The sequence below is a fragment of the Ruegeria sp. HKCCD8929 genome (genome assembly GCF_013031405.1).
Taxonomy (GTDB): domain Bacteria; phylum Pseudomonadota; class Alphaproteobacteria; order Rhodobacterales; family Rhodobacteraceae; genus Ruegeria.
Map to the genome: position 1 here is coordinate 127,515 of NZ_WPZY01000009.1, position 26,882 is coordinate 154,396.

Here is a 26,882-nt window from a genome sequence, read left to right on the forward strand (position 1 = left end):
GCGGGATCGTTCCGGGTTATTCCGCGGCGACAGCAGCCCTGCTGTTGAACCGTTCGATGATGGCCTCGGCACAGTCGCGCCCATCACGGATGGCCCAGACCACCAGCGAGGCACCGCGCACGATGTCACCGATGGCATAGACGCCCTCCATCTCGGTCGCGCCGGTCTGGAACGCGGCCTTGACCGTGCCCCATCGGGTGACCGGCAGGTCGGGCTGACCAAACAGGGTCGGCAGATCCTGGGGCTCGAACCCAAGCGCCTTGATCACCAGATCGGCCTCTTCGACGTAATCCGCGCCTTCGATCACTTCGGGCGCCTGACGGCCCGAGGCATCCGGCTGGCCCAGGCGCATCTTCTGCACCATCACGCCCGCAACGGTGTCATCGCCGGTAAAGCCCTTGGGCGCGCTCAGCCATTCAAAGATCACGCCCTCTTCCTCGGCATTCTTCACCTCGCGCTGCGAGCCCGGCATATTGGCGCGGTCGCGGCGGTAGAGGCATTTGACCGAGGTCGCGCCCTGACGGACCGAGGTCCGCACACAGTCCATCGCGGTGTCGCCGCCGCCGATCACCACCACGCGCTTGCCCTCGGCATCCAGACGGCCCGAGTCGAATTCCTCGACATCGTCGCCAAAGCTCTTGCGGTTCGAGGCGGTCAGAAAGTCGATGGCCTTTTCGATCCCGGCCAGCCCGCTGCCCGGCATGGCCAGATCGCGGGACTTGTAGACACCGGTTGCGATGATCACCGCGTCATGCTCGGCATGAATGGTGGCAAAGATATTCTCGTCCACATCACAGTTCAGCACGAACTCGACCCCGCTGTCCTCCAACAGCTGGTTGCGGCGCATGACCACGTCCTTTTCCAGCTTGAAGCCGGGGATGCCGTAGGTCAGCAACCCGCCCGCGCGGTCATAGCGGTCATAGATGGTGACCTGAATGCCCGCCCGGCGCAGCATGTCCGCCGCCGCCAGCCCGCCAGGGCCGGCACCGATGATGCCCACGCTTTCCGGGCGCTCTGACGCCGGAATGGCCGGCTTGACCCAGCCCTTCTCCCACGCGGTGTCGGTGATGTATTTCTCGACCGAACCGATGGTGACCGTGCCATGCCCCGACTGCTCGATCACGCAGTTGCCTTCGCACAGGCGGTCCTGCGGGCAGATGCGGCCGCAGATCTCGGGGAAGGTATTGGTGGCCTGGCTGGTCTGATAGGCCTCTTCCAGACGGCCAGTGGCGGTCAGGTGCAGCCAGTCGGGGATGTTGTTATGCAGCGGGCAGTGGCTCTGACAATAGGGCACGCCGCACTGGCTGCAGCGGCTGGCCTGCTCGGCGGCCTTCTCGGCGGCATATTCCGCATAGATCTCATGGAAGTCCTCTCGGCGCATCTCGGCTGCACGCTTTTTAGGCATGTCGCGTTCGATCTGCACGAATTTCAGCATCGGTTGCTTGGCCACGGGTCGGACTCCATGAATTGGCTGTGTTGCGCTTTCGTAGTCGAGAGCGGAGCAAATTAAAAGTCAATCTTGCTGACCTTTTTGATTCACTCAATCGCAGCGATACACGGGTAAGCGCAAATTGGCAACAATTTTAGGTACCGAACCGGACCTAAAACGGAGCTTTCCTTTCCGGACAAGACACTTATACCCAAAACACCACACAAAAGTATGACATAAGGCCCACCGCACATGCCCCTGTTTCAGCTCATCCTGGTGGCGCTCATTCAGGGCATCACCGAGTTTCTACCGGTGTCATCCTCGGGCCACCTGATTCTGCTGCCCAGCCTGACCGGTATGGAGGATCAGGGCCAGGTGATCGACGTGGCGGTGCATGTGGGCACACTGGGCGCGGTGGTTCTGTATTTCTGGTCCGACGTGAAAGAAGGGCTTGCGGGTCTGCCCCGGGCGCTGACCGGGCGGATGGACACCCCGGGCGCAAGGCTGGCGATGGGGCTGATCGTGGCCACGATTCCCATCGTCATCACCGGCGCCGCGCTGCATTTCACCGGGCTGAGCGACGCACTGCGCTCGATCGCGGTGATCGGCTGGACCATGCTGGTGTTCGGCATCGTGCTTTATTGGGCCGATCAGACAGGCCCCGAGGTCAAGGAGGCCGCCGACTGGGGCCTACGCGACGCGGTGATCATGGGGCTGTGGCAGGCAATCTCCCTGATCCCCGGCACGTCCCGCTCGGGCATCACCATTACCGGGGCCCGGCAGTTGGGCTATACCCGCGAGGATGGCGCACGCATCGCCATGCTGATGTCGATCCCGACCATCATCGCTTCGGGCGTGCTGCTGGGGGCCGAGGTTGCGGTCACCGCCAACGCCCAGGCCGCCCGCGACGGCGCCATCGCCGCCGGTTTCGCGTTTGTCTCGGCGCTTCTCGCCCTGACCCTGATGATGCGCCTGCTGCGCAGCGTCAGCTTCACACCATACGTGATCTACCGGGTGATCCTCGGCATCATCCTGCTGGTGATTGCCTATAGCTGATCACATGTTGAGGTTCTTGGCCGAGCTCTGCATCTCGTTGTACTGGCCCGCCGGGCGGAACTTCCACAGATAATCCGGCAGAATCGATTCCAGCGTGGCAGGCTCGATCCCCAGATCGGCAAAGCCCTTGGCGCCTTCACCGACCACATTGTCCCGGCGCAGGTTCTTGAGCTGATCGCGGGTCAGAATGTTGTTCGGGAAAAGCTGCAGGCTAAGGTATTTTGCAAGGTCCAGAACACTGGCCATGATCCGCGCAACCCAGAAGGGCATGGCGATGACGATCCGGCGGCGGTGGATCACGTCGAGCATCTGCGCCATCAGCTCGCGGAAGCTTTTGACCTCGGGTCCGCCCAGCTCATAGACGCCGCTCTCGGCCTCGCCCAGCGCACCCTTGACCGCAGCCTTGGCCACATCATCGACATAGACCGGCTGAAACCGGGTCGCGGACCCCACCACCGGCAGGAACGGGCCCATCCGGGTCATGCCGGCAAACCGGTTAAAGAACTGATCCTCGGTTCCGAAGATCACCGACGGGCGCAGGATCACCGCATCGGGCATATGCTGAAGTACCCCGGCCTCGCCCTCGGCCTTGGTCCGCGCATATTGGCTGTCGGCCCCGGCATCGGCGCCAATGGCAGAGATATGAACCATCCGGCCAATTCCCTGTTCCGCCGCGAGACGAGCGATCCGCCCAGCGCCTTCGGCCTGCACAGCCTCAAAATCGTTCCTGCCCAGCTCATTCAGGACGCCCACGCAGTTCACCACCGCATCCGCACCCTGCATGGCCAGCGCCACCGAGGCATCGTCGCGAATGTTGCACAGAACCGGCTCGACCTGACCGACCGCCCCATAGGGCTTGACGAACATCGCCTCGTTCGGACGCCGCACCGCCACCCGGACACGCCAGCCCTCGCCCGCCATGCGCCGCGCGATATAGCGGCCAACAAACCCTGATCCGCCGTAAATCGTGACCAGTTTCGACATCTGAGTGGCTCCTGCTGGTTAGGTCTTGATCCGATCTACCCCCCCGCGCGGGCGCAAACAAGGCGCAATAACGCCGCGCGGGCCGCAAAATGCGGGGTTTTCCGAGGGATGGGATATGACGGCCCAGGACGCGTCCGGAACCTTGGGAAAAAACTTTCACAAAAGCCCCAAAATCCGGTTGACGCCCCCCGCCCGTGGGCTTAAACGCCCCCTCACGACACCTGCCCAGGTGGCGGAATTGGTAGACGCGCTAGCTTCAGGTGCTAGTGTCCGTATGGACGTGGAGGTTCGAGTCCTCTCCTGGGCACCATTTCTTCCGAACATAGCTGCTCATAAATACTCAATTTCATTGAGTTTTTGACCGTTTCTCGGGTATCATTCTGAACATGGTGGAACATAGTACCCCACCCAATACCCCACAAGTTTGGGGTACCGAACCGGGGTACGGGAACCCAGTTTGGGAGGTGATACCCCACATGGCTCTGTCGGACGTTAAGATCAGGAAAGCAAAGGCAAAAAGACAAACCGTACAAGCTGTATGATTCGCTTGGGCTCTTTATTTTGGTAAAGGCGAACGGCTCCAAGCTGTGGCGTCAGAAGTACCAGATCGCCGGAAAAGAACGCACCATTACACACGGCGCGTACCCCAATGTGTCCCTCAAAGAAGCACGCAGGAAGCGCGATGACATCCGCAATCAATTGGCCAACGGGCAAGACCCTGCGGTGCAACGGCGTCTCAACCAGATTGAAGCGGAAACGCAGGCCCGGAATACCTTTCTGCTCGTGGCGGAAGAGTACCTACAAATGGCGTACGATCGCGAATTAGCTGATGCGACCATGCGGAAAAAGATTTGGCACGTACACACGCTGGCCACAGAATTGCACCATCGACCAGTCCGAGAAATCACCGCCGCAGAAGTGCTCCATTTGCTAAAGCGAATTGAACAAAGTGGACGCCGAGAAACCGCCAAGAAGCTGAGAGGCACAATTTCAGGTGTCTTTCGCCATGCCGTGGTGACGCTCCGTGCCGACAACGACCCCACGCAGGTCATCAAAGGCTCCTTGTTGCCCGTGAAGGTCACCAACCGAGCCGCCATCACTAATGAAAAGCAGTTTGGGCGGTTCCTTCGCAATCTTGATGATTACTCGGGGGCAGGAGTAATCAAAGATGCCATCCTGTTTCAAATCCTGACCATGGCCCGACCAGGTGAAGTACGAGGGGCCAAGCAGCTCGAGTTTGATCTGGAAGAGCGAAAATGGACGATCCCGGCTGAACGCATGAAGATGCGCCGCGACCACATTGTGCCGTTGTCCGATCAAGCGGCGGCGGTGGTGAATCGCAACTGGGTTGATGTGGAGGGGGTGGAGCTTATCTTCCCGTCGCTGAATTCGAACCGGAAATGGCTGTCAGAGAACGCCTTCAATTCCGCATTGCGACGTATGGGTTATTCCAAAGACGAAGTGACAGCTCATGGATTTCGCTCAACTGCCAGCACAATCCTCAACAATCGAGGATATGACCCCGAGGTCATTGAGGCGGCGCTTTCTCACCAAGATAAGAACGCCATTCGACGTGCGTACAACCGCGCGACCTACTGGGATCAACGGGTGGAGTTGATGCGGGCTTGGGCCGACATATGTGAGGAGGTTAGGACCTTTTGATCGGTGCCCTCTGCCTTCGGGAAGCAGGGGTCGGAGGTTCGAATCCTCTCACTCCGACCAATGAAATCAACCTCTTATCGAAAATCTGATTTAGAATTGTCTCGCTTTTGTCTCTAGACTGAGCCCAAAGGCGCAGGGATGCTGAATCTAATGCGTCCTACACAAAACCTGGGTCGCGAGGGATTTAATGAATCCGCAAACGCGGGAGCGGCTTAGCTATTGGCAGGAAAGGCCTCCTGACGAGAAGGTTTGGTTGCTGGGACCAACCTTTGATCAAGATACTATCCCATGACCGATGCCACATCAGCAGTAAGCCCGCTCCGCCGGCGTATGATCGACGATATGTCGCTACGCAACTGTCGCCGGCCACGCAACGATCCTATCTTCACGCCGTTGCCAAGTTCAGCCGATATTTCACTACTCACCGGATCGGTTGGGACTGGAGGATGTTCGGGCCTTTCAGGTCTTTCTGGTGTCGCAGGGCATTTCCTGGGCCGCACTCGACCAGACGGTCTGCGCCGTGCGCTTTTTCTATGGCGTAAGGCTGAACCGGGCAGAGATTCCCGAGCGGATCGCCTTTGCATGCAGGCCACGCAAACTTCCGACGATCCCGAATGCCGACGAGGTAGTGCGTTTCCTCGAGGCAGTGCCATCCCTGAAGGCGAGCGCGGCCCTGACGACGGCCTACGCCGCAGGTTTGCACGCCTCGGAGGCAGTCAGCCTGAAGGTGACGGACATCGACAGTGATCGTATGGTGCTCCAGATCTGCCATGGTAAAGGCGCCAAAGACCGCACGGTCATGCTTTCGCCACGGCTTCTCGATGTCTTGCGGACCTACTGGCGCCCGCCGCGCCCACCGCGCTGGCTGTTTCCGGGGCGTGGCGACAAGCCTATCGACGTGCAAACGTTATACGCCGCCTGTCGGTCCGCAACCAAGGCGGCAGGATTGACCAAGAAGGTCAGCGTACCCTATCAGGTCACTTGCTCTAGCCATTGCGAGACGCAGGGGGTGACATCACCTGATGTCTCGCTGAAACGCGCTCCCTACAGTTATTATTCTTGCCCGAAATCCCGCCATATGACGCGCGCACGCTACGCCCCAAAAATTGTCTAATTGCATATCCATACCGCGCAATATGCTCCGCGCGTACTCATCCGAATACCGTTTTCGAACAATCCAAAAAAAACTCGCTTGCCAGAAAAATATTGGCGCAGCTTTAAAGGTTAGGACAGAGACACTACCTGACAAGTTTGCCATTTTGATGTATAGTTTTGCCAGTTAATTTCTTACATTGATGCTGCTTTGATTCTCGAATTCTAACAGTGAGTGACCACCAATTACAAACAAAACCAAGGGCTTACTATCAGATTCCGATACACATCTTTGAAAAATAAGTTCATCGAGGAGATAAATCCTTGACCGAGTCTCACCGCTGGATCGCCACCGAAGCTCCGTTGTCATCGCGCTATGACGACTGCATTTTTGTTTCCAAAACCGTGGGTTGGGCCATCAACGGATCCGGCGAAGTATACCGTACCGACAACGGTGCCAAAACTTGGAGCCGTCAGGAACGGCTGGGACGATCTTACTTACGCTGCATTGGTATGGCGAATCAGGATACTGGCTGGATTGGGTGCACGACGCCTAATTCGCAGGTGTTTATGACAACAAATGGTGGCGGTCTTTGGACGCCGGTTCCGAACTTGCCGTGCCAATATAATGACCGGGATGATGCCGACGCCCCAGAAGCAGTTTGTGGTCTTCACGTTCTGAACGAAACCTACATTTTTGCAAGCGGCGCCAATAATCCTGAAGTTCCTGCCCGTTTCCTTAAATCCAGCGATGGCGGTGTCACTTGGCGTGCCCGCGACATGGAAGATGTCGCATCCTGCCTGATCGATATCTTCTTTCAGACACCGGAAATCGGGTGGGTCGTTGGCGGGCGCGCCACGCGGCCTCATCCGCGCCGCAGTGATATCCTGCCGGTTGTTTTGAAAACCGTGGATGGGGGCAAAAACTGGGTCAACATGCTGGGCCCCAATATTCAGGCCCCGCTTGGCGAATGGGGATGGAAGATTCAGTTCGTGACGGACCAGTTCGTCGTTGTTGCTCTGGAAAACTTTAAGGCCGGTGCAATTCTGATTTCGGAAGACGGAGGGGACAATTGGGAGCGCATTGAGATCCGCGATGACGCCGGTGATATGATCAACGGCAATCTTGAGGGTATCGGGTTTCTGGATCGCGCGACGGGTTGGGTCGGTGGCTGGGGGGATGTCGCCATTTCCAGCGGGCGGACCAGCGGGACAACCGATGGCGGGCGCACCTGGACGGACCTGACACAGAGCTGGCCCGCTCCGCTAGCCGAGGAAAGCTGCCCCAACGATGTTGATCGCGGTCAGTATCTAAACCGCTTCCGGTTCGTTGACGGGTTCGGGTATGCCTCGGGGAATACGATCTACAAGTATACGGATGAAGAAATCGAGGATTTCGATCCGCAGCAGATGCAGTCTGACCGGCTTCTCCCGGTCGCTGGCAATATCGGTTTCACCGACAATGCCCGCATCCCGATTGAGGTCAAGCCGGGCACGTCGTCGCTGACCATAGATATCTACGATCGGTTTGCTGGCCGGGTCCGAACGCTGGTGGATGAGCGTGATCCATCCTCCGGACGGCATACACTGACGTGGGATTTGACCGACGATAACGGCAGATCCCTGGATGCACGGCAACATCTGGTCCGTGTCGTGGCGGATGGCGAAAGCGACAGCCGCCTTATCGTCCGTCAGGACGGCAAAGACAGATCAGAACGCCGCCATCAAGCGCATCTTCTGCATATGCTGGAGGGGAGCTGACACAATGACACGTGCATCTGATTTCGGTATCCGCCTCAGGACAATCAGGGCTGGCAATACAGAAACTGCCGAGGATCAGGGCTGGGTTGAAGAGCTTGAGCTTGATCTCGGTCCTGAGCGACAGCCGCGCGATCAGGCGGCCTTGTTGCTGACCGTTGCGGCGGAAATCGAACATGCTTTGATGGTCCAATACCTCTATGCGGCCTATTCGATCCACGACAATTTTGACGACACGGCCCGGGCGGGTGAGGCACGGGGTATTGCCACCCGGCTAATCCAGATCGCGCGCGAAGAGATGGGGCATCTGATTTCGGTTCAGAACCTGCTGCACCTGATTGGTGCGCCGGTTCATTTCGGGCGGCAACATTCGCCTTATGCCAGCCAGCTCTACCCTTTCCGCTTCAAGCTGGAACCGGTAAGTAAGGCAACCCTAGCGAAATACGTGACGGCGGAAAGCCCGATGACCCGACCCGATGAATTCGATGATGACAAGTGGGAGCGGGTCATCGAGATCGCCAAAGAGGCTAGAACCGCGAATGACGGGCAGATGGTTCGTCACGTCGGCGCGATTTTTGAGGCGCTGATCAAGCTTTTTGAAGATCCGGCGTGCGGCCTCAAGGATGCCGATTTTACGTTCAACCCGGTATCGCTTCAGGCGCGTTACGACGATTGGGGGTACGATCCCGGACGCCGCGGCGATACCACCCGGCGCGTTCTGGTTGCCGAATTCACATCGCAAAACGCCGCTGTCCTGCGCAGCTCGGCGCTGGAGGCGCTCAAAGAGATTTCGGAGCAGGGCGAGGGTTTCGGCATCAGCACGGACTCGCATTTTCAGCGCTTTCTTGAGATCTACGACGATTTCGACAGGCTTCAGAAGACCGGCGCATCCATTGTCCGGCGTCTGGCCACCAACCCCTCAATCGGAGGTGGTTCCACCCCGGAAGATATCGGCAGTGCCAATCTGGCCGATGCTCTGGAGGCTTCGGAAATGCAGCGCGGGGTGATTACCAACGGACGCAGCAGAAGATGGGCGATGCTGTTCAATCTGCGTTATCGGCTTTTGCTGGACTTTCTGGCCCATTACATGCGGCTGGACCAGTCGAACTATGTATCGGACGGGCCATCCCGGGGTGACCGGACACCGCGGGGACTTCTCCTGATCTGGGCCTTCGACCAGATGCGGCACATCAAACGCATCGCCGAGAAACTCGTCACCCTGCCGCAGAAGGACCCGCATGACGGGACAATGGCTGGCCCTCCGTTCCAGCTTCCGTTCACACTGGCCCTGCCGGACATCGGGGCAGGGCGATGGCGGGTACATCTTGATGTCGTGAAGGCCAGCCAGATCCTTGTCACCCGGATGCGCGACGGAACCGAGCCAAAGGACACCGATGATCCGTTTCTTGAGGATCTCGCGTTCTGGGACGCCAAGGTTATCTCGATCCTAAGCGCCTTGTCCGCCGGAAACCCGGTGCCGGACAACGCCCATCCAACCGAATTCCGCAAGGTCGTGCAATCTCTGGAAGAAGCCGTAAGAGGATTTTCCATTGATGTGCATGAGAACTTCTGGACGAACAGGACACGCAAGGACTTTGTCGAACTGCATATGTTCAATCGACCGATCATTGCCAGCGACCCGGAAAATGACTGCAGGTTTACATCAGAGGGGTCGCAACTGATCGGCGTTCTGGGCCGCACTATGCCCCGCTTTCGCCCACTGATACCACCCGAACGGCTCTCATATATTCAAGGCTGGATCGACCGGCAGGCACCGGACAACGCGCCTGCGGGTCAGATCGGCATCGCGCACGAACGCATTCCGTCTCCCGAGGATGCGCCTGCCGTCACCGCCGCCGGGTTTGCAAAATCCGGGCTGAAATTCGAACGCGACATTGCCCCGATGTTCCGGGACATCGACCGCGTTCTGGTCAAGAAGTTTATCGGGATCGATCTGAACGATCCGAATGACATCCGGGCCCATGCCGGAGAACTCGTTTCACGTCTTGAAGCCGGACGGCTGCCCTATGACGCGAATTGGCCGTGTGAGAAAATCGAACTTTTCAAGCACTGGATCGACAACACAACCCAGGACCAGGAGTAGTTCAAAGCGGAGGAGGACAGGACATGACCCGAACGGCGGATGTTCGCAATTGGAAGCGTAATCTCACTACAGATCGTTTCACCAAAGAAACCAAGAGTTTGGAAGAGTCGGTCACAGAGGGCCTGCCTGATGCTCAATCCATTGAAATTGAGACCTTCAATCCGTTCACTGGCACGCCATCAAGGATAAAATCCTTCAGCGGTCCCACCGCAAGCAACAAGCCCGAAGCGCTCATCTCAGCGGCGCTTCAGCATGTCAAAGCCAGTGCCCAGGCGCTTGGATTCAACAGCGGCAGTGCCGATGCAGAATTTGTGCCCGATCCGGCGATTGTAACCACCAGCTCCGGAGCCAACGTGGTCTGACCTTCTCCCTGATCTCGGCGGTCAGTAGATCCCCAATGATCTGTTGGGGCTCATGCTGGCGTTTGACGGCGGTGGTTAGTGTCTCATCATAGGCCGCTCTCATGCCGTAGAGCTTCAGCTTCCCCATCGCCTCCATCACGTCTGAGCGTTCCATTCTGTGTTCTCCTCAAGCTGTCATAGCGGTCGCAGTTCGCCTCGGGCTCACATGAGAGCCGCAGCGCATCCGGGGTGGTGATTGTCAGGGGCGGTGGCGGCTCGCGATGACGTGCCAAGATGTTCAACACGACACCGGCGGAATGGACATTGTGGGACAGGGCTTCTGCGCAAGCGGCCTCGACCGCATCAATGCCATCCGTCAGAACAGCGCTCAGGATGTCGACCATCTGCCGGTCGCCGCCGGGTTGACGCTCCAGCTTGCGCCGCACACGCCGGATCGCAACCGGCAGTTCCCAATCCTTGAACGGCGCACCGTTGCGCAGAGCACCAGGTTTGCGGGCCAGAACGGGTATGTAGTGCAGGGGGTCGTAGACGGTATTGTTCCGCCCAAATGCACGCGCATGGCGACCGACGATCTGACTTTCCTGCCAGCATTCCAGCCGATCTGCGTAGGCTCTGATCTCGACGGGCCGCCCCACAGCACGGGCATCGACTGAGTAGCGGTTCTTGTCGAAGCGGATAAGGCAGGTCTTGGATACGGAGGCCGGCACCGCGTGGAAGCCGTCAAACGGGCCGACATAAGGAACCAGGCTCTCGCGCTCTTCGTCAAACACCTCCCAGACCGTCTTATCCCGCATCTCTGGGTGCGGGTTCGCCTTCGCATAGGCGCGGCATCGATCTTCCAGCCACGCGTTCAACTCGGCATAGGATTTGAACTTCGGGCGCGGCACGAAGAACCGCCGCCGGATCACGTCTACTTGGTTCTCGACTTGGCCTTTCTCCCAGCCCGAGGCCGGGGTGCAGGCAACCGGATCGACCAGGTAATGCCCGCACATCTACTGGAACCGCCGGTTGTAGGCCCGGTCTTTGCCGACGAAGATCGTGTCCACCGCCGTCTTCATGTTGTCGTAGATCCCACGAGCACAGGCACCGCCGAAGAAGGCGAACGCCTTGTCGTGCGCATCGAACACCATCTCCTGCGTCTCGCGGGGATAGGCCCGCACATACGGCATCCGGCTGTGGCAGAGGCGAACATGGGCGACCTTCACAGTCGTGGTCACACCGTCGATCAGAACGATCTCGTGGCTCCAGTCGAACTGGTAGGCTTCGCCGGGGTCAAAGCTCAGCGGCACATAGGCAGAGGCCGAAGCTTCCTGCGTCGCCTTCGACCAATTCGCCGCATAACGCCGTACGGCATCATACCCACCACCGTAGCCCCGGTTGCGCAGCTCCTCGTAGATACGGACGAGCGTCAGGCGCTCACGCTTCGGCCGACGGGCATTCTCGGCCAGCATCGCGTCCAGTTCGGAACGCCAGGGATCGATCTTCGGGCGCGGCTGGGTTGTGCGATCATAGCTGAACTCCGTTGCGCCAGATCGGATCACCTTGCGCACCGTGTTCCGCGACACCCGAAGCTCGCGGCAAATCTGCTTGATCGGCTTGCCGTCGATGAAATGCGCACGCCTGATCTTCGCAATCGTTTCCACGACCAACATCCCCTGACTGCTCCCTCATGCTTTTGAGGAAGCATCTGATCACAACTATCAGGGGGTCAGTTTTGCATGCCGATCCACACCGATTTGTGCAACAAAGCCCATGAGAGCAGGAAAGTCCTTGCTCGCAGCGGTGTGACGACCGAACCGGATGCGATCGTAATGTACCTGGCCAAGACAGCGCTGGATGCCGAGCGAATGATACCGATCCACAGAACTCTGTGCGTTTCGGTCCAATCACTGAAAGACGAACTGTTGGCGCTTGCAGGGAAAAGCAGCACGGCGAGGCGCCTGGTGATGGTTCTATCGCATCCATACGATCCTGCCCCCTATCAGGGCATTGCTGTGCAATGCCCTGCCGGGCAGTGGACAACGGCATCCAGTTCGCAGATCAGCCGCGAAACCGAAACATGATCTATTCTCGGCCGATGCGCTTCGATATAAGCTGCGAGGTTAACGGGATCGAGCATCGGCTGGCAAAACCCAACCACCTGTGGACCAACGGCCAGATCGAGTGCATGAACCGCACGATCAAGGGCACAACCGTAAAGCAGTATCACTACGACAGCCACGATCAGCTGCGCAACATCTCTCGGACTTCCTGGACGCCTACAATTTCGCCCGACGCTTGAAGACACTGAGCAGTCTCACACCTTACGAATACATCAGCAAAATCTGGGCTTCAGAACCTGATCGACTCATCATCAATCCGATCCACCAGATTCCGGGACCGAACACCTAAGCTGTCCGCTCCTCGGCTCGTTGCTCTGGTGCAAGCAGGCTTTCGAGTAAATCAAATTGAGCCTCCAATCCCGGCTTGCCCTCAAATCTCTTCTTTACAACATTATACACTTGGCCTTTACGAATAGCATTCGACGCGAATTCTTTTGTCTCTTCTTTGTGGTCAAAGATCTTGTCAATCAGCTTCATGGAAAGTACCCAGCTACCGACGCTATCGGAGGGGTAGTGAACGCCGCCCAGAACTCTTCGATCGCCGTAGTCAACCATAAACCGGCCCAATGCCTCGAATTCTGCTTTCGAAAATCCCCCAATGTTCAACCAGGATTCAAAAATGCTACATCCACGCAAAATTCCAAGCACACAATGGCCCGATATGAACGACGGATGGAATCCTTTGTGATTGTGGGTACTTGCCACTTCGTATTTAAAATCGTGATATCCCAACCAAGCGGCCATTTGGTATGGTCGCGGCCGCCGCAGTCTGGGTTTGAAATCGAAGAGCCCAACGGCTTTCCGAGTCGTTGCAGCAGAAAATGCATGGGAGAACGTAACAGGATCAATCGTATCTGAGTAGCACGCGATGTTTGCGCCGGAAGAAACGGAGGCCGCTGACACGAAGGCGTTATCTTCGTCGTGGAACCCATCCTCAACACGATAATGCCAGCGCTGGTCAAGGCCGGCGAGGACTAGGTTGGTCGTCTTAATTCCACTCGGTTTGGCTGAAAGACTGTCTGTCCTCTGAAACTCTTCCAGCATGATATCGATTTCTGTTTTGGTTGCGCTTAAGGCAAATTCCTGAGACTTTCCGACCCACAATCTTTTTCCTTCGTCGAACTCCGGCCAAAAGAACAAGCGGAATAGCTCCATCTGCTCTTCAAAGAAGCTCTGGTACGCGGTTATTCCAAGACCCCAATCCTGCATCGGTTTATCGCTTTGCATTTCAGCGTGTTGCTCACTCAAACGAGCGTACGGCAAAACGTCATCCATTGAACTAACAAGGTTTTTCATAGCATTATTCTCTCACTTCAATTGAGCTAATCCCGTCGAGATTACGCGCTCTCCAAGCTCGCTGTGTGCTTTCAACGCAGCGTCTGCGGCCAAGTGTTCGTCAATCGCTTCTGTATGGCCGCAGTAGCTGGCTACAACTTTTCGACCGGATTCAATGTCCCCAAGTAGACCATACGAGGCTGCGAGGACGCGCGCATTTGATCGAAAACAAGCCGGCGAAGAGCGCAATCGCTCGCCGAAACTCACCGACGTAGCAAAATCGCGGTTGGCTAGGCTCGTATAGCTTCGAACGCTGGAAAAAAAAGCGTCCGCAAACGAATTTGCTCCGAGTTGGAATGCTCGGGTGGCGGCAAATGAAGCATTTCTAACGTCGTCAACTCGATAAAGAGAACTTGCACGGAATAACCAGGAAAGCGCTGACTGTCTATCCTTTTCTACGGCCCTAGATGTAAGGGCCAAAGCACGAGCTTGGTCTCCCAGTATCCTCCCATAAAGATGGCCGGCGACGGCCAAGACCGTACTGTCGTTGCTACCAAATTGAAGGGCATCCCTCAGATACGCCTCAATCTTCTCCCTTTCTTCGAGCCCAAAGCGACCTGGTTTTTCAACCAATCGCATAGCGGAAGCCGCCGCTCGCCAAATCGTGATGCGCGGACTTTGGTGGTACAGTTGCACTGTGTCCAAACAGCTTTCGATCTCCCTTGGGCTGAGTGTGCCAACATTGAATAGACCAGACAAAGCGCGGCATGTGTTCAGCCCAACAATTAAACGCTCAGAATTCGCACTCGATGCGCCAAGAAAATGATGGAAGACAGCATCGACAGCCTTCTCGGCAATCGTATAAGAGGATGCTTCAATTGAACGGGCAGAATTCTCGGCCAATTCAAATTCCGACCAAACTGGAGAATGTCCGTCGGCTTGGCGCACAATTACTCTAAGATAGTGCCTTTCTCCAATTGTTGACACTAAAAGTTCTACGAAAGCGTCACAATCACGGAAGGTCGCCTCATTTTCAACTAATTCGGAAATGTCCGCCCTTAAAAAGGCAGAAACAAGTGCTTGCTTGGAGAAATCAAACGCAAATATAGATTCCAAATTGTTTTCGCAAAGCCTCACCTGACAAAACCTAAACCCAACGCGAGGCAGCGAGATACTTCGTCCCTCTGTTTTTCCACTCGGTCTAATTTCAGAAGGTCTTACGTCTGGTCGTGGTAAATCTGAGTCTTTTGCGCATTCTAACCTTTTCTGGCGGAGCCATTCGTCGAACTCGTTGTCGCGGACGTTCATCCCTTCCAAAAGCTCAAGCCCGGTGTAATCAACAACAGTGTCAGAACCCCACACAATTTCTGGCTCAAACAAATCAATGGCAGCTCGCTCAGGAGAGATGCGAATGTAACCGCCATGACGTTCCTCGATTAGGGTGATTTCACTTGTGGCTTTGCGGATCTGCGATAGAGACTTACGAAGGCTATTCCTTCCGTGTTCCGGTCCCCTATCGCTCCAAAGTAGATCTTGGAGAAGACCGCGGGTCACCCAACGTCCGCAGTCAACGCTCAGTATTGCGATAACCGCCTGCGCCTTCTTTCCTAGCCCAAGTATTGGGGCACCAACCGAGTTGCAAACATCAAACGCCCCACGCACCTTTATTCGATATCGAACATCCACAAAAGCCACCCTCCCAGAAATTTTCAAACTAAACAGTATCACACTTTTATGGGTGCTGCGCGCGCGCAAGTATCTTTTCCCGTTTTTTTCACGGCAATGGCACGAACACAGCATGAAACGGGAATGGGCGCTTTGCTTCAATGAAGACGCAGTGATGATGCTGCGCAATCGGAGGATACATAAATGGCTGGCGAAGTTCAGTTTAACCGAGACTACACGAACTATGGTGCAGAAGTGCGCGATTTTGAGCGTACAACGGATGTTTCTATCGTTCTGACCGAAGTTCTGAGCGCCTTCTTTTATCCACTCAACGCATTGATTGGTAACAAGTTTTCTGCCCAATGGCTAGGCGAGGGGGATAAGGGACCAAATGATCCAGAAGATCTCGATCTTATTTTCGAGTTCTCTGAGACAGAGGTTTCTGGCGCATATCGCGAGATCGTTCTCCGCGACAGCGCGGGCGTAGCGACCTATGGCGGCTGGCTTATTGCAGGCGGAGTGGTGAACGTCACGGACGAAATCGTCAACGGCTATCGTGTCATTGTGGTGCGTGTGGATGAGCAAGATATCCGGCATGAGAACGATGGATCGTTCTACCAACCAGTTAGCGGCGGCCCTGCAGTAACGGCTGCCGCGGCAGCGCGTCGTGGGCGCATTAGCGCACGCTGGGATTAAACATCGGTAGCACTGCGTTCGTCGGAATGCGGACGCAGCGCTTAACTCGGGGTAGGCGGGGCTGGCGGGTGGTCGTTTTCGCTTAGATTTCTGGAGAGATCGCTTTTGCGCGGCAACCCCACCTCAACACGGGCCAATCTGAATTCGGAGGATAAAATGACGAAGTACTCACTTACAATTGGCGGTACCAAAATTGAGTTTCGACAGAGCAACCAACAAGTTGCCGTAAGATCGCGCATGGGAGTTGAAAGGGAGTTCGAAAACGAAGTTGCTGCCTTTGCAAATAGCCACGATGCGCAGCGCTTAGGTCCGCTTGGGGAATTCGAAATAATCGAACTGGGTTCGCAACAAGAGCGAATCTCGAATGTGCGTGATCAACTAAGGCGTCTTGGTAGTATCGGATACGAGGTGGCGGTGTATCATTCTTCCGACGATGGAGTGCCTTTTGTTCCAGAGGGGACAATCTACGTTGAATTTGATGAGATCGCCTCTGAAGAGCAACGTCAACTGGTTATTGACAAGTTCAGGCTGCAATTGGTCGAAGCGGAGCCCGACGGATCGCTCACGGTACGCGTTACCGGAGCAGACGACGCAGTGCGCGTCAGCGCAGACATGCAAAAAGAAGACGTGGTACAACTTGCGGAACCTGATCTGGTGACGCCGGCAGCATTGAAGGGATTTGAACTTCCGCAAGATTCTCTTTTGAACCGACAATGGCATCTCAAAAACACTGGGATGCATGGGGGGCAAAGCATTGGCTATGTCGCTGGGGCGGACGCGCGCGTTGTCGAAGCCTGGACCGAACTCAGCTCGTTAGGCAGTCAGAACGTGGTTATCGGTGTTATCGACGATGGCTTTGATCTCTCGCACCCAGACTTTGCGACAAAGATTATTCATCCGTGGGACTTTACACGCCAGTCCAATGACGTCAGCCCAGTCCCCAATCTGTTTGATCAGCGCTTGGGCGGCTGGCACGGAACGGCTTGTGCTGGTGTCGCAACCGCGAAGGCTGGGCACGGTGATGTCATTGGAGCTGCTCCAGCGGCGCAGCTCATCCCGGTTAGGTGGGGACCAAACCTGAATCCAAACGGACCACGCGGCGTGGCCAAATGGTTTGATCACATGACCGAGAAAGGTGCTTGGGTCTTAAGCTGTTCATGGGGCGCTGCTGCCGCCTACTACCCGCTGCCAACAAGAACAAGCAAAGCGATTGCGAGATGCGCGAAAAACGGTCGTGCAGGCAAAGGGACCATAATACTATTCGCGGCTGGCAACTCCAACAGGGATATCAACAATCCTCCGATCAGCCTTGACGGATTTGCGACTCATCCAGACGTAATCGCTGTCGCGGCCTCTACAAGCCGGGATGAGAAGTCGCACTACTCAAACTTTGGCGACGAAATCTCGATCTGCGCACCTTCTAGCGGCAGCGGTGGTTGGGGGATAGTCACATCAGATGTGACCGGCACCTATATAGACGCGAATGGAGTATCGCGTCCAATGGGTTATGCAGCAGGCGACTATACGTTTGAATTCGGAGGAACATCTAGCGCCTGTCCGTTGGCCGCCGGAGTAGCCGCCTTGGTGGTGGGTTCCAACCCCGACCTAACCGCAAGTGAAGTTCGCGAGATACTCGAATCTAGCGCGCGAAAAATTGGAGATCCAAGCGACTATGACGCAAACGGTCACTCACGGTTGTTCGGGTTCGGATGCATCGATGCCGCAGGAGCCGTAAAGCTTGCGAAACAGGCCCGAATCCCAGGGTCAGCCGAGATCAAGGAAGAGTTTGGTCAGATCGGGTAGTCGACTTGGATTCGGCCATCCGACATGCATGCAGGGTGGCCGAGCCTTTTTTGATGGATTGGACGCCCCTCCCAACGGCATTGCAATGTGCCAAGGTTGCGATTGTATGAATCGAAAAAGAGAAAGAGAAATCCATGTCGGAGGTCAATATTATCGGTCTGGATTTTGCAATGCAGAGTTTTCAGGTTCATAGAGCAAAGGTTTATCCCAAGAAATTAACACGGGAGCCGGCTCTTTGCTTTTTCGCCAAACAACCGCCTTGTGCGGTCGCCGTGGAAACGTGTGAGACGGGCCCATGATTGGAGGCGGACAATCAGCGATCTGGGGCATGAGATGAAGCTGATCGCGTCGATTCACGTGAAGCCTTATGTAAAGCGCCAGAAGAACGATGCGGTGGATGCTGGAGCGATCGCCGAGGCGCCCCGCGACCGACGACGCCTGAAAAAAACCAGTCCGTAGCCGATTGATGCGGAAACAAGTTCAGGTTGAGGCATTGGCAGCAGAATTGCGATCAACATGGACGGCAACAGGAGCAGGAGCAGGAGCATCTGGGAGATAGTTCTGACCACTGTGCCAAGGCCATAACCCGCGTAGAAACTTTGAACGCTCCCTACAACAGTGTCACCGTCGGCTGGGGCGGGGCGTATCTCAATTCTCTGAGCGTATAGATTAGAATCGACAGGCTGCGGAACGTCAGAATCCAAGGTGCGGCGATACCGGCATCAATCGGACTGCGATGCCGAGTTGTGTCAATTCGCGAGCCCAATAGTGGGCGCTGCCGCAAGATTCCATCGCTACAACGGAATCGGGGTATTGCGATATGAACCGCAGAAATTGGTTGCGCGACAGCTTTTCCGCATAACCGGTTGCCCATCAAAGGTGGCGCCGTGAATTTGGAAAACTGCCTTTACCAGATCAACGCCGATTAACATATCCTCCATTTTTCCGTCCTCTCCGTTTTGTGGCCTTCAACACCACGACTCTGGCACACTGCAATGCCGTCTGGGGAGGGCGGCAACCATCCCATCTGTGTCTATCCTCTGAACTGGAGTCGCCAAGGGTTGTCCGAACCTTCAGAACCCAAGCGCCATAACGGTGAATGATGTTGCTTTGTTGGGCCCTTCAGATCCAGATTTGGGTGATGACGTGCCCCTTCATTCGGCCTCATTGAGAGTCAACCGACCGCGGTGTCCGAAGGGTGAGACACCGTAGCCATGGATCGCATGGCGATGTTGTTGTCTAAGAGCGTCAACTCACGTGTTGTTACAGGGTTCGCCTGGCTGAACCTTTCCAGATTGCTCAGATCACCTGACGCGGAAACCCCAAACAAAACTACCGGTCGCTGGGACAAGGGCGTCCAGCCGAAAGGCCCGACAACAAGCTCACCACCTGGAGAAATTCCTGCCGCACTCGTCACCTGAGGTGTGCTGAGCGCCGCCCAGTCGCCCGGCCAGATTTGATCAACCGGCACCGGCGACTGAAAACCCCGCACCGAAATATTAGTCGCCTGGGACAACCCGCGATTAGAGACGCGGACGAAAGCGAAATTTTCCCGGCCGATAACCGGCTCTTGGTGGACGGATCCACCGTCAGGTACCTGGCGGTTCCAGATATCGACGGTGTTCGTTTTATCGACGTACTGATACTGCCCGTCCCGACCGTCATTAATGTAGACGTCAACCGACGGTGGGCGGCCGACCCGGTTCGTTGCCGTTGCCACCGTCGTGGCGGGCTGACGGTAAGCGCCTTGCATCTCGAAGGACCACCGGATCACCTTACGCAGAACGCCGATTTGCCGGTCCGTGTCCCTGAAGGTCATGGTACCAGAATCTGCCTGCATCAGGAGGTCCGCAAAACCTTCCGGGTTCGATGGATTGTTAAACGTCGACATCAGGCGAATGGCCTTGATAATCAGGAAGACCACATAGCTCGCGGCGGCTTCCTGCTCCTGCCGGTTGTCGGAATCCCCGCCAGCGGCGCGATATGCTCGAAACAGCGTAGACGACAGCATTTGTTCGGCGACATATCCTGAACCGTCGCTTCCGGCGAATGGCTCGTATCGTGTTCCGTACCATGCGAAATCACTCACGGGACGCATATGGCTGCGGCCAATACCGACCCAAGGAAAGGTCACGTTCCTGGCGGCTTGGTTCCCTGGATCATTTAAGATGGCTGCCAAAGCATCGCCGGCGCTATGGGCGAAACGGAAGTTCGGGCTGCCGACGTTGTCCCACAGAAGCGTGTGACCGAATTCATGCAGAACGACGCGCCAATCGGCGGCCATTCCAACCGCCGTGTTCACTGCGGCAAGGGCGAACCTGAAGCCATCCGAACCAGGCGGAAATCTGGTGCCCGGCGCACTCGCATTCACGATGTTCGCGATTGGCGTGCAAAACCGGCACGGCGCGAATCTGACGCGATGATCGACGCGCACGGGAAAGTCGGTGCCATCGAAGTAATCGCGGACATCGATGCCGAAATCCTCAAGGATCCGGAACAACCGATCACAGTTGTGATAGGCATTGACGGCACCGAAGTCGTTCGTGTTGACCGAAAAGCTGAAATCGCCCGGCGGCGGGGACGTCGGGATGGTTGGGCTCGGTGTGTCAATGTTCTGCAGCTGGATGAATTCTCCGCTCAGCTCCTGTTCATCTCCTGCACCAGGAAGCGTGAGCCCTTCGAGAGCGACCAGATCACGGAATTGGTCAAGCATTTGCGTGCTGTCATCCGGGGCGGGCCCGGCATTTCCAACCTTGGTTTTGGGGTCACGGGAGTAGACCAGCGCACGGGCGGCATTCGGATTGATGGCTGCGAACACGTGCCGGGGGACCTCCACGGTGCTGAACCCGGCGCCCTGCGCGATGATCCGCTCGGATGTGTTTTCACCGACGAAGACGCATTCCGGCCCGGTAACACCGGCCGTGAGGGCCGCAGCTTCGAAAATTGCGCCGTTGTCTTTTGCACCAAAGAACACGAGATCGTCGTCGATATGTGCCATCGCGCCGGTATCCTGCAAAAGCGACCGGATCAGGCCGGGGTCAAACGGACCGGGATCCGAGATCACGCCGATGCGCGCCCCTATCGCGGCCACGCCCGCAAGGATATCTATCACGCCTGCAAAAAGCTGAATTTCCTGCAGATTTCCCAGGGCATCGAAACCCGGTTGGCCCAGCGTGTCGCCGATATCGAAAAAGACGACAGTGGCCGTCTCGGTTGTCCCCGGGAGCGCGACGGTCGGCACGCCATCGCCAGAAGGTAGGGCGTCGGTATCGCCGGTCGTGATGACCTGCATCCCGCACCCTTTCAGCGACCGCAGGTGGAGCACACTGCCATGTTCCGGCTCGATCAGGGCCAGCCACCCTTCCTCGCTTGCATTGCGCGCCGTGCGCGTGAACTGAACGGCGGTCACAAGATACGCCGCAGCCTCCTGAATGCTGTCATCGACAGCGGGAAGCGCAAAGTCGGGCTCTAGCACAGTATCGTCCGCCGGGCCTTGCTGCAGCCCCTCGATCCGGTGGTCAGCCGAATATTGGTAGATGAACGGCTCTTTGTGATTGATATCGACGCTATCCTCGCCGCCCAATCCCATCAGTTCGATCAGCACCTCAGGCCCGATCTTGTCCTCGCTGTATCTGGCTTCGTCCGGCGGCATGACCGGCGTAAGGCCGGTCCTCATGGTATTCTGCGAGCCGATGACTTGCATTGCGGCGTCCTCGACCTGCACGGCCATGCCCGATTCCCAGACCGGGACGCCCTGAATGGTCTGCATATAGTTGACGGCCGTGTTCCCCATGACGGAGGCCTCGCCGTGGTAAACCAGCCGATCAGCCTCGTCCGCCGCGACGGCTTCGCTGTGCAGCATGGCGGGGTTCAGGTTCATGAACGGAATTGCCTGTTCAAGGTAAAGATCGGCAAGCTGTCGCGCCGTGACGCCCTCAGCGCCCTCACGAACTCCGTCCTGAGGTGCGATGCCAAGCGCCGCAGCAGCAGCGGTAGGAGCGCGAAACGGTTCGTCCAGATGATTCAGTTGGCGAACATTGCCCGCATCATCGCGTTCAATCGTGGCTTTGTCGAAGGCGCTCATTGTATTCACTCCCTAACAGTTTATTTCGCTTCTAACTCCTCGCCTTTGCCTCACCGGTGGTTTGCACTGTCCCGACCGGATGCCGGGTTGACGCGCGGCCCGTGCGACCCCGCCCGCTGCTCTTTCGTCATGTGTCTTCCTGCGCCTCCACCCAGGCCTGAAACAGCGCCGGAAACTCAGGGCTGTTGGATCCGCTGGCAAAGATACAATTTTCTCCGAGGACGTGTAGGCTACAAATATTAGCGCCCGCATCTGCATTCGTTACAGATCTGTAAGTGCGCGGTAGGTTAGGAATCGGATTCCACGACACCCCGCCATCAGTAGTCATATACATCATATACATTAGGTCGCGGGAGGAGGTGCAGCCAATCCAACCGACGTTTTCGTCAGCCATGCCAATGCATCGCAGGTAAGAAGGCAGGGTTTCTTGCGGGTTCCAGTTTCGGGCGCCGTCATCGGTGCGGGAGACCTGTCCCGCACCGTTGATAGCCCAGCCGGTCAGATCCGAAATAAAGAAACAATCATCATAACATCTTGCAAGCGGAGCATCCGTCGCGATCCATCGGCTTTGCGTGTACATGTTCAGTTCCTAACACCATTCAAGCTACGTAGATGACTAGGCAGAATTGGTGGGCTTAATCTGGTTGCGAACGCGACGCGTGTTTCGTTAGGGTACTTGGAGATACACGGCGTGCTAAATTTAAATTTCCACAAACTAGTTTGCATTCGATCAAAGGAAGACGGATGACGAAGGTACCCGATATAGCAATAACCGACGCGAGCCAACTTAACAAATTCTATATGCATCGGCAACGAAATACTTTAGCATGTCTATGATCTAAACAGATCACTTCCTATGTATTGCTAGTACTTGATTAAAATAGATTGCCAACCCTTCACAGTGTCAAGTCTTCAACGCGAGCATATTTCACAATACACCGTAGGAGGTCTTCTGTGGCTGCGGCCACAACATCCGGAAAATACTGGCTCACCTCAGGGCGCTTTTTGGCCGCGATCATCGGCTGCCTTGGCCCCGAAAATGCGAATTCCGGCCGCTCAACCGGTTTGAAGCCGTTATTCAAGGCCGACCACAGAGCCTCAGGCATTCAACTCCTGGAGATCTCCTGGTTGCATTGAGTATTCGCAATTTGCGGAGTACTCGGGGAGTTTTTCTTTGACCATGCCTCGAGCTCGTTTGGGACAACAGGTGCGGGTAAGATTTATTAGCAGATTTTCTAATCAAAAACGCTCTCAATTCTCTGTAGTGATACAATATTTGTTAACTGGTAATTAGCTAGCCACAGTTCGTTTTATACGCAGCTCGGTTCCAATAGCGGCGGCACGCCGAATGCAGATGTGCTGCGACCAGCGTGCCAACCTACCTGAACGCCGCCACAATTTAGAAGGTAAATGTTAACTCGAAGCGAAGATTGTCCAGGGCTTTCGTCAATTGACTCTAGTAAGTTGTCAGCCAATACTCTGATCCGTTTGGTTTACCATGGTTTTCGACAACGATCTTGAATTGTCCTGTCCATCTAGGAAAAAACTCGACAGATTCGTAACAACCATAGGAAGTCGACTTAGCGACGAGATTCCCATACTCATCGTAAACCCATAAGTCGATGTCAGAGCGACAGTCTCCTTCTAAGTCAATGTAGGCGGGTTCTCCACCTCTGAAGGTTTCATAGTAGACTGTGTCACCCCAAGCAGGGACGTAATCCGGGGGATACGGGCCCGGATCAATCGAGTATGCGTACGCTGAAACGGGTAACACAATGGTTAAGCAGAACATGGCAGACACAACAAACTTTAACATTTCACTTTCCTTTCAGGTTTGATCCTAGATTTCTGCCCACGCATAATCGCGTGGAACGAATCAAATATATTCTTTTTCTCGAGAATTTGCCGGGAACAAAACGAGGTGCGAGATGGGAAAAGATCAGGAAAAGTGCGCGATGTTGTGCTAACGAAAGGATTAGAACCTTGAAGAGTTGTGTCGCAAGCTTTTGGCCTGGATTGACAAGCAATCGATGGCTCGTATCCAATCACGATATAGTCTCCTTGCCGCTACCGCCGGCATGCCGCCTTCGATTCCGACGTGGTGTTCCCCGAATTCGCGCACGATTTGACAAGCCGATTGGTGGCTCAAAATCCAATTCGACCGCCTTGTTGAAGCCCCAAGGCCGCGGAATGGGCCAAGGTTGGAGTGACTACTTTTCCCTGTCGCCTCAGGATTTCTTCTGACCTACTTAAAAAGTTGTAAGCGGCGATTGGCCAACCGGAAATCCCAGGGGTATTTGTGGATTTGCTTACGATGACGCGTTTCCTAATGGTTTTGACGCGATGATGGTTTCTGTTGCGAAGTTTCTTGCTGACCGTAGAGATCACGTCAAAGGCGCGGCGAGCTGAGATTATTGCACAACTGGCCTACGTAGTTTCCAACATCCACTTGCCCCAAGATGTTTCTTGCTCTGACGATCGAGGCTGCAACTCGGTACGGGTTTGCAACGTTAGCGGTGTCCGAAACCTTCATTCCGTTTTGGGCCATAATCTTCCCGCTGCGAGCGTTGAGCCGAATGGTGTTTTGTATGTGAACCAACGCCCCGACGCTCGCGCGTTTTTCTATGATAAGAAAGTCGCAGGTATCTCTACGCTCGAACGGCCTAATGCGTTAGCATTGTCTCATCGTTTTAAGTCATTCGTTCCGCCACTGTTCGTTCCCATCTATTTTTTGGAGGCACCATGACCAAACCAGTAGAAAAACCCGCCAACCGAGAAGAAAGAGAAGCGGAAGAAGAAGATGAGCTCATCGCGCGTGAGGAAACACAGATCGCGCATTTTAACGAACTCGTGCCGACCGGGCGGGGCAACTGGCTGGCGCTTCTCGCCTATCTTACCTTTATTTTTGTCACCGTGCTCGCGGTGGAGGACATCGACTTTTTCCTGCCTCTACGCAACACAGCTCTCCCGCTCGTCAACGTCACGATCCCCACTCGATCATTCTTTGTTTTTGCTCCGATCCTAGGCGCCGCGCTCTACATCTATCTACATTTCAACATCCGGCAGGTAGTCGACGCCTTTCGCAATTTGCCAAAGGAACACAAAGGGCAGCACCTCGAGGAATTTTTGAAGCCTTGGCTTCTTGTCGATCACCTTCAACGCGTGCGGCACGTTGGCCAACCCCGGCGGATGGACGCGCTGACGGGCTTCACGACGATTTTCATGGTCTGGCTCGCAGGCCCTCTGGTGTTCGGCTATTTCTGGATTCGCAGCTGGCCCGCGCACAGTGAATGGATCACTACAATAGTTGGGCTATCGCTCTCAGTTAGCATCTATGCAGGCCTTTCTACGTGGATGCTCTTTCGAAATATCCGGGGGCAGCGCAGTGACCCCATCAATGTGGGGTTCGTCTCAACCGTGATTGCCTTGGTAATAATTGCGGTAGGTTTCGTGCGCACTGACTTGGGCGGGTCTATGACCCTCAAACATGGGTCGGTCAAGATTGAGAGCTTACTTGCGGGTACAAATCTGCAGGAGGCATTACTCACAACGCAGGATGTGGGCACTTGGCGGAACCGGGAAACTTTCGGACGAGAGCTTGCGCAAGCGGCATGTGATCGAGCGGGGATTCCCAAAGCAATCTGCGGTGCAGGTATTGAGGATAGTGACGATCCTCGAGTGGCATTACTTCTTGAGCGAGGCTATCAGTGGTGCTCCGAGGAACTTGGGATAACTCAGGCAGAGTGCGACGTCTTACGTGACGAAATTCGCTTTGATGTATTGCAGGAGTGGCAGCGTCGTACGAGGGAACTCTATTCCGGCTCCCCTTCGCTCGATCTTTCAGGTGTTGACCTTCGCAACGCTAACCTACGAGGGGCCACTATCCGAAACGTGGATTTCTCTGATGCCGACCTGAGAGGTGCAGATTTCAGTGGTGCAGTCCTCGAGAGCGTGGACTTTGGAGGTGCCAACCTCACAAATGCAATTTTTGAACGCGCGGAGATATCTAATACGACGTTCATAAATACAAATCTAAATGGAACCCAATTTAGGGAGGCGCGTCTTCGGTCGCTCACCTTTTTTGGCTCGTTAGGGGAGCCAACTGTCGAGACCAGCTTCTCCGGCTCGAATCTCCGGAACGTTTACATCTTTTCCGGAAACTTCGATAAGGTGGACTTTTCGGGCGCCGATGTCAGCTCAGCATTTCTCTACCTCGTTAGCCTCCCAAACAGCAATTTACGGAACGTTCGGATCAAAAACTCTATCCTCATTGGAGTCGACCTCGAGGCCTCTGATTGGTCGGGGGCATGGCTCCGTCGTACTTTGCTAGGGTTTGTAAAGGTTGGAGACGCGGAGATAGAAAATGATCAGCTCGACGAGCTTGTGGCCCTGAGTAAAGAGCGGTGGTACGCTGCAGTGGCCGCGCGTCCCGGTCCGAAACGGGCGGTACAAGACTTGACCACGGGCGTTGATTTCACAACCGCGTCAGATGAAGTCAGTGAAGACTTGTTTGGCGTCGTAATCGAGGAAGAGGTGACAGAAGGCATGTTTGATGATCGCTTTGACTTGCCCCTCTGTTGGGAGCGTGTCCCGCAGGAGATTAAGAGAATGATGTGGTCGTATACGCGGACGTCGCTGTCGCATCCGGAATACTTCAGGCCTGCCCTTGCGGCATTTACCTGCGAATAGTTCAGACGAACACTTCCTGTAATCTTGTGGTTCAAAAATGTACAAATCGCTGTAAGGCCGGTAGCCTCGCTTTCCTGCATTGACCGAGAAGGCGACCGGGGCCAAAAGTGTGCGCTGTCAG

Annotated in this window: 18 protein-coding genes, 1 tRNA gene and 4 pseudogenes; 15 read left to right on the forward strand and 8 right to left on the reverse strand. The window is 55.8% G+C overall.

Going from position 1 to position 26,882, the window contains the following annotated elements; translation table 11 throughout:
* Window positions 1-16: 16 nt before the first annotated feature.
* Entirely contained in the window at window positions 17-1,450 is a 1,434-nt protein-coding gene (locus GOX53_RS15335; protein WP_171177812.1) for an NAD(P)-dependent oxidoreductase, read from the reverse strand.
* A gap of 231 nt (window positions 1,451-1,681) precedes the next feature.
* Here GOX53_RS15335 and GOX53_RS15340 point away from each other — a divergent pair, with 231 nt between their 5' ends.
* Window positions 1,682-2,485: an undecaprenyl-diphosphate phosphatase gene (locus GOX53_RS15340; RefSeq protein WP_171177813.1), complete on the forward strand. Its 804-nt coding sequence runs from the start codon at window positions 1,682-1,684 to the stop codon at window positions 2,483-2,485.
* Here GOX53_RS15340 and GOX53_RS15345 read toward each other — a convergent pair whose 3' ends face one another.
* A complete protein-coding gene (locus tag GOX53_RS15345; protein WP_171177815.1) occupies window positions 2,486-3,469 on the reverse strand; it encodes a complex I NDUFA9 subunit family protein in 984 nt (327 codons plus the stop codon).
* A 223-nt stretch (window positions 3,470-3,692) separates the two neighbouring features.
* Between GOX53_RS15345 and GOX53_RS15350 the strand changes: the two genes are divergently transcribed.
* From GOX53_RS15350 to GOX53_RS15375, 7 genes and pseudogenes are all read left to right on the forward strand, one after another.
* A tRNA-Leu gene (locus GOX53_RS15350) sits at window positions 3,693-3,779 on the forward strand.
* Between the two features lie 197 nt (window positions 3,780-3,976).
* Window positions 3,977-4,192, forward strand: a pseudogene (locus GOX53_RS30135) (Arm DNA-binding domain-containing protein); the annotation flags it as partial.
* 60 nt (window positions 4,193-4,252) lie between these two features.
* Window positions 4,253-5,131, forward strand: a complete 879-nt coding sequence (locus tag GOX53_RS15355) for a tyrosine-type recombinase/integrase (RefSeq protein WP_371810326.1) — start codon at window positions 4,253-4,255, stop codon at window positions 5,129-5,131.
* Window positions 5,132-5,564: 433 nt separating this feature from the next.
* Window positions 5,565-6,245, forward strand: a complete 681-nt coding sequence (locus GOX53_RS15360) for a tyrosine-type recombinase/integrase (protein WP_217351794.1) — start codon at window positions 5,565-5,567, stop codon at window positions 6,243-6,245.
* Window positions 6,246-6,628: 383 nt separating this feature from the next.
* Window positions 6,629-7,984, forward strand: coding sequence for a hypothetical protein (locus GOX53_RS15365; protein WP_217351795.1), 1,356 nt, complete (start codon window positions 6,629-6,631; stop codon window positions 7,982-7,984).
* A gap of 4 nt (window positions 7,985-7,988) precedes the next feature.
* Window positions 7,989-10,085 carry a ferritin-like protein gene (locus GOX53_RS15370; protein ID WP_171177819.1) on the forward strand — a complete coding sequence of 699 codons (2,097 nt, stop codon included), beginning with the start codon at window positions 7,989-7,991 and terminating at the stop codon, window positions 10,083-10,085.
* A gap of 23 nt (window positions 10,086-10,108) precedes the next feature.
* A complete protein-coding gene (locus GOX53_RS15375; protein WP_171177821.1) occupies window positions 10,109-10,447 on the forward strand; it encodes a hypothetical protein in 339 nt (112 codons plus the stop codon).
* A 1-nt stretch (window position 10,448) separates the two neighbouring features.
* Here the strand turns inward: GOX53_RS15375 and GOX53_RS30300 are convergent.
* A pseudogene (locus tag GOX53_RS30300) lies at window positions 10,449-10,601 on the reverse strand (ATPase); the annotation flags it as partial.
* Window positions 10,534-12,099 (reverse strand): annotated as a pseudogene (gene istA, locus GOX53_RS15380) (IS21 family transposase). The pseudogenes istA and GOX53_RS30300, both read right to left, overlap by 68 nt.
* A 66-nt stretch (window positions 12,100-12,165) precedes the next feature.
* Between istA and GOX53_RS15385 the strand changes: the two are divergent.
* Together GOX53_RS15385 and GOX53_RS15390 are read left to right on the forward strand one after the other, a co-directional pair.
* Window positions 12,166-12,510, forward strand: a complete 345-nt coding sequence (locus GOX53_RS15385) for a hypothetical protein (protein ID WP_171177823.1) — start codon at window positions 12,166-12,168, stop codon at window positions 12,508-12,510.
* Window positions 12,465-12,838, forward strand: a pseudogene (locus GOX53_RS15390) (integrase core domain-containing protein); the annotation flags it as partial. The gene GOX53_RS15385 and the pseudogene GOX53_RS15390, both read left to right, overlap by 46 nt.
* On the opposite strand, the gene GOX53_RS15395 reads toward GOX53_RS15390, so the two are convergent.
* Together GOX53_RS15395 and GOX53_RS15400 are read right to left on the reverse strand one after the other, a co-directional pair.
* On the reverse strand, window positions 12,835-13,845 hold the full coding sequence (locus tag GOX53_RS15395) for a hypothetical protein (RefSeq protein ID WP_171177824.1): 1,011 nt from the start codon (window positions 13,843-13,845) through the stop codon (window positions 12,835-12,837). The pseudogene GOX53_RS15390 and the gene GOX53_RS15395 overlap by 4 nt on opposite strands.
* Window positions 13,846-13,857: 12 nt before the next feature.
* Window positions 13,858-15,579 (reverse strand): hypothetical protein, encoded by a 1,722-nt coding sequence (locus GOX53_RS15400; protein WP_171177826.1) that lies wholly within the window; start codon window positions 15,577-15,579, stop codon window positions 13,858-13,860.
* A 114-nt stretch (window positions 15,580-15,693) separates the two neighbouring features.
* Here GOX53_RS15400 and GOX53_RS15405 point away from each other — a divergent pair, with 114 nt between their 5' ends.
* From GOX53_RS15405 to GOX53_RS30140, 3 genes are all read left to right on the forward strand, one after another.
* Window positions 15,694-16,185 carry a hypothetical protein gene (locus GOX53_RS15405; RefSeq protein WP_171177828.1) on the forward strand — a complete coding sequence of 164 codons (492 nt, stop codon included), beginning with the start codon at window positions 15,694-15,696 and terminating at the stop codon, window positions 16,183-16,185.
* A gap of 156 nt (window positions 16,186-16,341) precedes the next feature.
* Window positions 16,342-17,988 carry a S8 family serine peptidase gene (locus tag GOX53_RS15410; protein WP_171177830.1) on the forward strand — a complete coding sequence of 549 codons (1,647 nt, stop codon included), beginning with the start codon at window positions 16,342-16,344 and terminating at the stop codon, window positions 17,986-17,988.
* Window positions 17,989-18,321: 333 nt separating this feature from the next.
* Complete coding sequence (locus tag GOX53_RS30140) at window positions 18,322-18,447, forward strand: hypothetical protein (RefSeq protein WP_256415875.1); 126 nt, start codon at window positions 18,322-18,324, stop codon at window positions 18,445-18,447.
* Window positions 18,448-19,162: 715 nt separating this feature from the next.
* Here the strand turns inward: GOX53_RS30140 and GOX53_RS15415 are convergent.
* Both GOX53_RS15415 and GOX53_RS15420 read right to left on the reverse strand, forming a co-directional pair.
* Complete coding sequence (locus GOX53_RS15415; RefSeq protein WP_171177832.1) at window positions 19,163-22,072, reverse strand: hypothetical protein; 2,910 nt, start codon at window positions 22,070-22,072, stop codon at window positions 19,163-19,165.
* 127 nt (window positions 22,073-22,199) lie between these two features.
* A complete protein-coding gene (locus GOX53_RS15420) occupies window positions 22,200-22,652 on the reverse strand; it encodes a hypothetical protein (protein ID WP_171177833.1) in 453 nt (150 codons plus the stop codon).
* A gap of 374 nt (window positions 22,653-23,026) precedes the next feature.
* Here GOX53_RS15420 and GOX53_RS15425 point away from each other — a divergent pair, with 374 nt between their 5' ends.
* Complete coding sequence (locus GOX53_RS15425) at window positions 23,027-23,209, forward strand: hypothetical protein (protein WP_171177835.1); 183 nt, start codon at window positions 23,027-23,029, stop codon at window positions 23,207-23,209.
* Between the two features lie 1,605 nt (window positions 23,210-24,814).
* Window positions 24,815-26,761, forward strand: a complete 1,947-nt coding sequence (locus tag GOX53_RS15430; protein ID WP_171177837.1) for a pentapeptide repeat-containing protein — start codon at window positions 24,815-24,817, stop codon at window positions 26,759-26,761.
* The last annotated feature ends 121 nt before the right edge of the window (window positions 26,762-26,882 follow it).